This window comes from Microbacterium testaceum (assembly GCF_001476655.1).
Lineage (GTDB): Bacteria > Actinomycetota > Actinomycetes > Actinomycetales > Microbacteriaceae > Microbacterium > Microbacterium testaceum_C.
Genome location: NZ_LDRT01000121.1, coordinates 1 through 8,222, shown reverse-complemented (window position 1 = coordinate 8,222; position 8,222 = coordinate 1). Strand labels below are relative to the sequence as shown.

At 69.3% G+C, this 8,222-nt stretch carries 8 protein-coding genes; 1 reads left to right on the top strand and 7 read right to left on the bottom strand.

Annotation, left to right across the window (positions count from 1 at the left end; all coding sequences use genetic code 11):
- Nucleotides 1–353 precede the first annotated feature (353 nt).
- From kdpC to NS220_RS19800, 5 genes are read right to left on the bottom strand one after another with little or no spacing between them, the layout of a single operon-like run.
- On the bottom strand, nucleotides 354–938 hold the full coding sequence (kdpC, locus tag NS220_RS15040) for a potassium-transporting ATPase subunit KdpC (RefSeq protein WP_058624838.1): 585 nt from the start codon (nucleotides 936–938) through the stop codon (nucleotides 354–356).
- 11 nt (nucleotides 939–949) lie between these two features.
- Entirely contained in the window at nucleotides 950–3,190 is a 2,241-nt protein-coding gene (gene kdpB / locus NS220_RS15035) for a potassium-transporting ATPase subunit KdpB (RefSeq protein WP_058624837.1), read from the bottom strand.
- Nucleotides 3,190–4,857, bottom strand: coding sequence for a potassium-transporting ATPase subunit KdpA (gene kdpA / locus NS220_RS15030; RefSeq protein ID WP_058624836.1), 1,668 nt, complete (start codon nucleotides 4,855–4,857; stop codon nucleotides 3,190–3,192). The genes kdpB and kdpA overlap by 1 nt, the downstream gene beginning before the upstream one ends.
- A gap of 3 nt (nucleotides 4,858–4,860) precedes the next feature.
- Nucleotides 4,861–4,950 carry a K(+)-transporting ATPase subunit F gene (kdpF, locus tag NS220_RS19805; protein ID WP_074696280.1) on the bottom strand — a complete coding sequence of 30 codons (90 nt, stop codon included), beginning with the start codon at nucleotides 4,948–4,950 and terminating at the stop codon, nucleotides 4,861–4,863.
- The gene (locus NS220_RS19800) at nucleotides 4,947–5,087 is read right to left on the bottom strand and encodes a hypothetical protein (RefSeq protein ID WP_242864635.1); all 141 of its coding nucleotides are present in this window, start codon (nucleotides 5,085–5,087) and stop codon (nucleotides 4,947–4,949) included. The genes kdpF and NS220_RS19800 overlap by 4 nt, the downstream gene beginning before the upstream one ends.
- 283 nt (nucleotides 5,088–5,370) lie before the next feature.
- Here NS220_RS19800 and arfB point away from each other — a divergent pair, with 283 nt between their 5' ends.
- On the top strand, nucleotides 5,371–5,799 hold the full coding sequence (gene arfB / locus NS220_RS15025) for an alternative ribosome rescue aminoacyl-tRNA hydrolase ArfB (protein WP_058624835.1): 429 nt from the start codon (nucleotides 5,371–5,373) through the stop codon (nucleotides 5,797–5,799).
- Nucleotides 5,800–5,805: 6 nt separating this feature from the next.
- On the opposite strand, the gene NS220_RS15020 is transcribed toward arfB, so the two are convergent.
- Entirely contained in the window at nucleotides 5,806–6,180 is a 375-nt protein-coding gene (locus NS220_RS15020; protein WP_058624834.1) for a PLD nuclease N-terminal domain-containing protein, read from the bottom strand.
- A 195-nt stretch (nucleotides 6,181–6,375) separates the two neighbouring features.
- A partial coding sequence (locus NS220_RS15015; protein ID WP_058624833.1) for an APC family permease occupies nucleotides 6,376–8,222 on the bottom strand: 1,847 nt, incomplete at its 5' end.

Here is an 8,222-nt window from a genome sequence, read left to right as displayed (position 1 = left end):
TGTCGGATGGTTCCGCACGTCAGCCTGCTGGTCTCCTGGCAGTTAGCTGGCATATTCTACTCGAAGTTCCTGTTAGTTGCGACTTGATAATCGTGATTGTTTGTATACTTCATAGGCGTCCCGCCGGTAATAGAACGCGTAAAGTCGTCGGCAGCGGCAGTGGTGTATAAGAGACAGCCACAACGAGTGTCCAGAACACGCCGTAACGGCACCGCGGAATACGGCGTGTCTTGGACACTCGAGGTCGTTCCCCGAGCCGGTACCTCTGCGCGGGCGCACGCGCGACGCCGCCGCCCCGCGCGGGGCGGGGCGGCGGCGGACACGATGGGGGTCATGACAGCGATTCTCGTCGCTCAGCGGGCATCGAGCGCGCGATTCAGCTCGAACACGTTGACGCGCGGCTCGCCGAGATAGCCCAGGTCGCGCGGCAGCGTGTGCTGCGCCACCAGGGCCGACACCTCGGATGCCGGGATGCCACGGGCCTGCGCGACCCGGGCCACCTGGCGCTCGGCGTTCTCGACCGAGATGTCGGGGTCCAGGCCCGAGCCCGAGGCGGTGACGGCGTCGGCGGGAACGGAGCCGTCGCCGTTCAGGGTGCGGAAGTCCGACTGCCCCTGCTGGATCGAGGCGATGAGGTCGGGGTTCTCGGGGCCGAGGTTCGAGCCGGTCGAGGCGGCGCCGTCGTACGAGGCCGCCGAGGGACGCGACTGGAAGTACTGCGGAAGCGCCTGGCCGTCGGCATCCTGGAACGACTGCCCGATGAGCTGTGAGCCCGTGACGGTGCCGTCGGCGGAGCGGACGAGCGATCCGTCGGCCTGGAACGGCAGGGCGATCTGTCCGATCGCGGTGATGAGCAGCATGTAGCCGACCCCGAGGACGGCGGTGAACACGAGCATCGCGCGGACGGCGACGCCGGCGGTACGCAGGGTGGTGCGCATGACGGGGCCTTTCAGAAGCCGGGGAGCAGGCTCACGACGAGGTCGATGAGCTTGATGCCGAGGAAGGGGACGAGGACGCCGCCGAGCCCGTACACGAGCAGGTTGCGGCTGAGGATGCTCGAAGCGCTCGCGGCGCGGTACTTCACGCCGCGCAGGGCCAGCGGGATGAGCGCGATGATGACGATCGCGTTGAAGATGATCGCGCTCGTCACCGCCGAGGCGGGGGAGTGCAGGCCCATGATGTTCAGCACCGCGAGCCCCGGGAACACCCCCATGAACATCGCCGGGATGATCGCGAAATACTTCGCGATGTCGTTGGCGAGGGAGAACGTCGTCAGCGCACCGCGGGTGATGAGCAACTGCTTGCCGATGCGGACGATGTCGATGAGCTTGGTCGGGTCGGAGTCGAGGTCGACCATGTTGCCGGCCTCTTTCGCGGCCGAGGTGCCCGTGTTCATCGCCACGCCCACGTCGGCCTGCGCCAGAGCGGGGGCGTCGTTGGTGCCGTCGCCGGTCATGGCGACGAGGTTGCCGCCCTCCTGCTCGCGCTGGATGAGGGCGAGCTTGTCTTCGGGCGTGGCCTCGGCGAGGAAGTCGTCGACTCCCGCCTCGGCGGCGATCGCCTTCGCGGTGAGGGGGTTGTCGCCCGTGATCATCACGGTGCGGATCCCCATCGCGCGCAGCTCGCCGAAGCGCTCGCGCAGCCCGTCCTTGACGACGTCCTTGAGGTGGATGACGCCGAGCACGCGGCCGGTCCCCTCGACAGGCTCAGGGACCTCGGTTGCGGAGGTGGGTGAGCTCGTCGACGCCACCGGTCCCCGCGCCGGCGTCCACGTCGCCACGACGAGCGGCGTGCCGCCCGACTGGGCGATGGCATCCGTCTCGCTCATCAGCTGCGCGCGCAGCGCCGGGGCGACGGGGCTGCCCGAGGCTTCGAGCCACGCCAGAACGGCCGACCCGGCGCCCTTGCGGATCTGCGTGCCGTCGGGCAGGTCGAGGCCGCTCATGCGGGTCTGGGCCGTGAACGGCACGGACTCGGCGCCCCGGGGCATCTCGCCGACGATGCCCTGGGCCGACGCGAGCTCGACGACCGAGACGCCCTCGGGCGTGGGGTCGGCCTGCGACGACAGCGAGGCGTACTCGGCGAGCATCGGCCCGCCCACGCCGTCGAGAGGCACGAAGGCCGAGGCGCGGCGGTTGCCGTAGGTGATCGTACCGGTCTTGTCTAGCAGCAGGGTCGTGACGTCTCCCGCGGCCTCGACCGCGCGACCCGACATCGCCAGCACGTTGCGCTGCACGAGACGGTCCATGCCCGCGATGCCGATCGCGCTGAGCAGCGCCCCGATGGTCGTCGGGATGAGGCACACGAGCAGCGCGACGAGCACGGGGATCGACACGGGGGATGCCGCGTACGAGGCGAGGGGGTTCAACACCAGCACCACGACGACGAACACGATCGACAGGCTCGCGAGCAGGATGTTCAGGGCGATCTCGTTCGGCGTGCGCTGGCGCGACGCGCCCTCGACGAGCGCGATCATGCGGTCGACGAACGTCTCGCCGGGCTTCGACGTGATCCGAACGACGATGCGGTCGCTGAGCACGCGCGTGCCGCCGGTCACCGCGCTGCGGTCGCCGCCCGACTCGCGCACGACGGGGGCCGACTCGCCGGTGATCGCGGATTCGTCGACGGTCGCGATGCCGTGCACGATGTCGCCGTCTCCGGGGATGAGCTCCCCGGTCTCGACGAGTACGACGTCGCCCACACGCAGGTCGCCCGAGGGGACGGCCTCGGTCGCGGCGTTCACGGCCGACGGGTCGGCGGGGGAGTAGTCCACCACGCGACGGGCCGAGGTCGTCGTGCGCGTCTTGCGCAGCGTCGCGGCCTGCGCCTTGCCGCGGCCCTCGGCCACCGACTCGGCGATGTTCGCGAAGAACACCGTGAGCCACAGCCAGACGGCGATGCCCCAGGTGAAGCCGAAGGGGAGGCTTTCGGACGCCGAGCCTGTCGACGCGTCCCCGAGGAACGGCTCGGCGATCGCGATGAGCGTCGTCAGAGCCGCACCGACCCACACGAGGAACATCACGGGGTTGCGCCACTGCGCGGCCGGGTTGAGCTTCTTCGCCGCACCGGGAAGGGCGGCGACGATCTGCGCGGCGCTGAAGGCGCGGCGCGGGGTGTCGGCCGGGGTGCCGGACTTTTCGACGGGCTCAGGGGCCGGCTGCGACGCGGGGGAGGAGGTCAGGGTGGACATCAGCGGACAAGTCCTTCGGCGAGGGGTCCCAGGGTGAGGACCGGGAAGTAGGTGAGTGCCGTCACGATCACGGCCACGCCGGCGAGCAGACCCGCGAACTGCGGACGGTGGGTCGGAAGGGTTCCGGCGGTGGCGGGCACGGCATCCTGTGCCGCCAACGAACCGGCCAGGGCCAGCACGAACACGATCGGCAGGAACCGGCCGAGGAGCATCGCCACCCCGAGCGCGGTGTTGAACCACGGCGTGTTGGCGGTGAGCCCGGCGAAGGCGGAGCCGTTGTTGTTCGCCGCCGAGGTGAAGGCGTAGAGGACCTCGCTGAACCCGTGCACGCCCGGGTTGAGGATCGAGGTCGACTCGACGTCGTCGCGGACACCGGGGATGGCGAAGCTCAGGGCCGTGCCGGCCAGCACGAGGGTGGGCGTGATGAGGATGTAGATGCTCGCGAGCTTGATCTCGCGCGGGCCGATCTTCTTGCCGAGGTACTCGGGCGTCCGCCCGATGAGCAGACCGCCGACGAACACCGCGATCACCGCGAGGATGAGCATGCCGTAGAGGCCCGACCCGACTCCGCCCGGCGCGATCTCTCCGAGCATCATGTTGATCATCGGCATCCCGCCGCCCAGCGCCGTGTAGCTGTCATGCATGGAGTTGACGGCCCCGGTCGAGGTGAGCGTGCTCGTCGTGCCGAACAGCGTCGAGCCGAAGATGCCGAAGCGCACCTCTTTGCCCTCCAGAGCCCCGCCCGCGAGTTGCGGTGCGGTTCCGGCACCGGCGAGCTCGGCCCACGTGAGAAGAGCCGTGGATGCCACGAAGATCGCGCCCATCACGCCGAGGATCGTGTAGCCCTGGCGGTCGTCGTTCACCATCCGGCCGAACGCTCGGGGGAGCGAGAAGGGGATCACGAGCATCAGGAAGATCTCGAAGAGGTTGGTCCAGGGGGCGGGGTTCTCGAACGGATGCGCCGAGTTGGTGTTGAAGATGCCGCCGCCGTTCGTGCCGAGGAGCTTGATCGCCTCCTGGGATGCGACGGGCCCGCCCGGGATCGACTGCGCCGCCCCGCTGAGTGTCGTGGCATCCGTGAAGCCGTTGAGGTTCTGAATGACGCCGCCCGCGAGCAGGACGATCGCCGCGACGACGGAGAACGGCAGCAGCAGGCGGGAGGTGCCCCGCACGAGGTCGACCCAGAAGTTGCCGATCACGCCGCTGCGTCGGAAGGCGAAGCCGCGCACGAGGGCGACGGCGACGGCGATGCCGACCGCCGCGCTGACGAAGTTCTGGACCGTCAGGGCCGCGAACTGCACCGTGTAGCCGAGAGTCGACTCTCCGCCGTACGACTGCCAGTTGGTGTTGGTGACGAACGAGACGGCGGTGTTGAACGAGAGCGCCTCGCTGGGTGCGTCCAGGCCCAGGGAGTAGGGCAGCACCGCCTGGAGGCGCATGAGCGCGTAGACGAGCACGACGCCGACGAACGAGAACAGCAGGACCGAGCGCAGGTACGCCGCCCAGGTCTGGGAGCTGCGCGGGTCGACGCCGATCAGCCGGTACATGCCGCGCTCGACCGCGAGGTCGCGCTGGCCGGTGTAGATGCGGGCGATGTAGTCGCCGAGGGGGCGGTAAGCCAGGCCCAGGGCGACGAGGAGCGTGAGACTGGTCAGGACGATCGACATCGGTCAGAACTTCTCGGGGCGAACGAGGGCGACGACGAGGTACACCACGGCGGCGACGGCGAGCACGGCGGCGAGGATCGAGAAGAAGATCACGACTGATCGCCTCCGCGCGAGGTGGGCCGAGCGGACGAGGGGCGGGCCTCGGGGCCCAGCTTCTCGACCCCCTTGGCGACGAGCGCGACCAGCGCGAACAGCGCGACGGTCACGGCGAGGAAGACGACATCGAGCACGACGACTCCAGGATCGGTGGGCCGCGGGTTCCGCGGGCGCCGCGGGGCGGCACGTCTGTCGATCCAACGCGCCGGGAGCGCGGCATCCGGAGGTCCTAACGCTTTCCCTACGGGCCGCTGGCGGACGCATACGGAGTGCTTACGCGGGCGTTGCGGGTGCGCTCGGCCGCGGTGTACGCCGGGGGTCGAGCACAACTCCTGCAGAACGCCGTCGCCGCGGTCGGACGGCCCGGGGAGGGGGTGGATGTGCCGGAGTCGTGCGCTCACCGCGCATGATGGAGGCATGGCCGAGAACGACGTGCGCGTGAGCGCGGGACTCGTGATCCCCGCGGCCGAGCTGTCGTGGCGCTTCTCGCGCTCATCGGGCCCGGGCGGTCAGGGCGTGAACACCGCCGATTCACGCGTGGAACTGATGTGGGATGCCGGGGCCTCGACGGTCCTGTCGCCCGTCCAGCGCGAGCGGCTCATCGACCGTCTCGGGAGCCGGCTGGTCGACGGGGTGCTGACGATCGCGGCCTCCGAGCACCGGGCGCAGCTGCGCAACCGCGACGCCGCGCGCGCCCGGCTCGCGGCTCTCGTGGCCGAGGCCGTGCGGCCCCCCGCTCCGCCGCGCCGTGCGACGAAGCCGACGCGCGGGTCCACGGAGCGCCGGCTCCAGGCGAAACAACGCCGCACCGACGTGAAGCGGATGCGGCAGCGCCCGAGCGACTGACGGGCGTCAGGCGCCCGACCCGGCTGCGCCGCCCTCCGCACGCCGCCGGCGCACCTGCTCCTCGAGATCGGCGAGGTGCATCTCGCGCTCGAGGTCGGCGATCTGCTGCTCGGTGCTGCGGGAGTCGTAGGGGCGCGGAGCGGGAGCCGGCTCGGCGTCCTTCTGCCACCGGCGCGGGTCGCCGAACGACATCGGTGCCGACCGCTGTTCGTACTCGCGACCGATCGTGAACCACAGGATCGACCCGATCAGCGGCAGCAGCACGATGAAGAACACCCACACGAACTTCGGCATGTGCTTGACCTGGTCGTCACGGCGCGTGATGGCGTCGATCAGGGCGATCACCATGACGGCGAGGGTCAGGAGGGCGAGGATCGGCATGGCATCCACCCTGCCCGAGGCGCGCCTCTGCGTCTACTGGCGTGGCGAGCGTGCCGGACTCCGGAGTTCTCGCCCGCTTATCGCGCGATAGTCCTCCGGTGCTCGTCTATCCGCCGACATCTCCGGAGCCCGGCACGCATCGACGGTCGGAAACGCCGAGGCCCCCACCGGTCAGGCGGGAGCCTCGGGCAGGGATCAGGATGCCGAGTCGCCCGGCGTCTTCCGCGCGGGCCGCGCCGGCACCTGGGCCACGGGCTGACCACCGCGCTGCTGGCCGGGCAGGGGTCGCGATCGACGCCCGTAGATGACCTCGGACGAGTCGAGCAGCCACGGCACCAGCGTGATCGAGACCCCGTGCACGAGCATGAGCTGCTGCGCGAGTCGACGGGAGCGGCGGTTGTGGAGGATCGACTCCCACCAGTGCCCCACGATGAACTGCGGCAGATACACCGTCACGACCGAGGAGCCGTGCTTCTCGCGGTACGACTTGATGAAGCTCGACACCGGGGACGTGTAGGTACGGTACGGCGACTCGATGATGACGAGTGGGATCGGCATGTCGTGCTCGTCCCACTCCTTCTGGAGCTTCGCCGACTCTTCGTCGGTGATGGCGACGTGCACCGCGAGGGTCTTGTCGTGCTTGGCGGCGAGGGCGTAGTCGATCGCCTTCATGACGGGCTTCTGCAGGCGGTTCACCAGGATGATCGCGACGTCGCCGGACGAGCCGAAGTGCACCGTGTCATCCATCTGGATCTCGTGCTCGACGTCGCGGTAGTACCGGTTCACGCCGAGCATGAGGACCGCGAGGATCGGAATGGCGATGAACACCAGCCAGGCACCGTGCGTGAACTTGGTGATCGTCACGATCAGCAGCACGAGCACCGTCATGCCGGCGCCGACAGAGTTGATCCACAGGCCGGAGACCGCCGAACGGCGCTCGATCGCCGCGGACTGCTGCCGGGCGGCCTCTGGCGGCAGGTCCTTCAGTCCCCGCAGCGCCCGACGCCAGTGCTTCACCATGCCGATCTGCCCCAGCGAGAACGACACGAAGACACCGATGATGTACAGCTGGATCAGCGTCGTGAGGTTCGCCTGGTACACGATCAGCACGCCGATCGCGACGATGCCGAGGATGATCATGCCGTTCGAGTACACGAGCCGATCACCGCGGGTGTTCAGCGCCTTCGGGGCGTAGCCGTCGCGGGCGAGCACGGCACCGAGCAGCGGGAAGCCGTTGAACGCGGTGTTGGCCGCGAGCAGGAGCACGCACGCGGTGGCGGCCTGGATGATGAAGAACGGGATGCTGCCCATCCCGAAGGTGGCGGCGGCGACCTGCGCCATGAGGCTCGGCTGCGGGTTGTTCGCGCAGTCGAAGCCGATCAGGTGGCAGGGGTTCTCGGCGTAGTGCACGCCCGAGATGAGGGCGAGGATCGTGAGGCCCGCGAACAGCATGATGGCGATGCCGCCCATCATGGTCAGGGTCGTCTGAGCGTTGCGGATCTTCGGCATCCGGAAGGCGGGCACGCCGTTCGACACCGCTTCGACACCGGTCAGGGCCGAGCATCCGCTCGAGAACGCCCGGAGGACCAGCAGGATCAACGCCGCCTGCGTGAGCGACTCCGCCTGCACGGCGTACTGCGCGCTCTCGGCCACGGGCGCGTCACCCAGCAGGGTTCGTCCGAGGCCGACGACGATCATGATCCCGACCGACCCGATGAAGAGGTAGGTGGGGATCGCGAACACGCTCGAGGCCTCGCGCACGCCGCGGAGGTTCACGATGACGATGAGGATCACGAAGCCGACGGCGATCTCGACGCGGAACGGGTTGAGTTCCGGCAGCGCCGAGATGATGTTGTCGACCCCGGATGCCACCGACACGGCGACCGTGAGGACGTAATCCACCAGGAGCGCGGCGGCGACGATGACCCCCGGGACTTCGCCGAGGTTCTTGCTCGCGACTTCGTAGTCACCGCCCCCCGAGGGGTAGGCCTTGATGAGCTGTCGGTAGCTCAGCACCACCACGATGAGCAGCACCACGACGG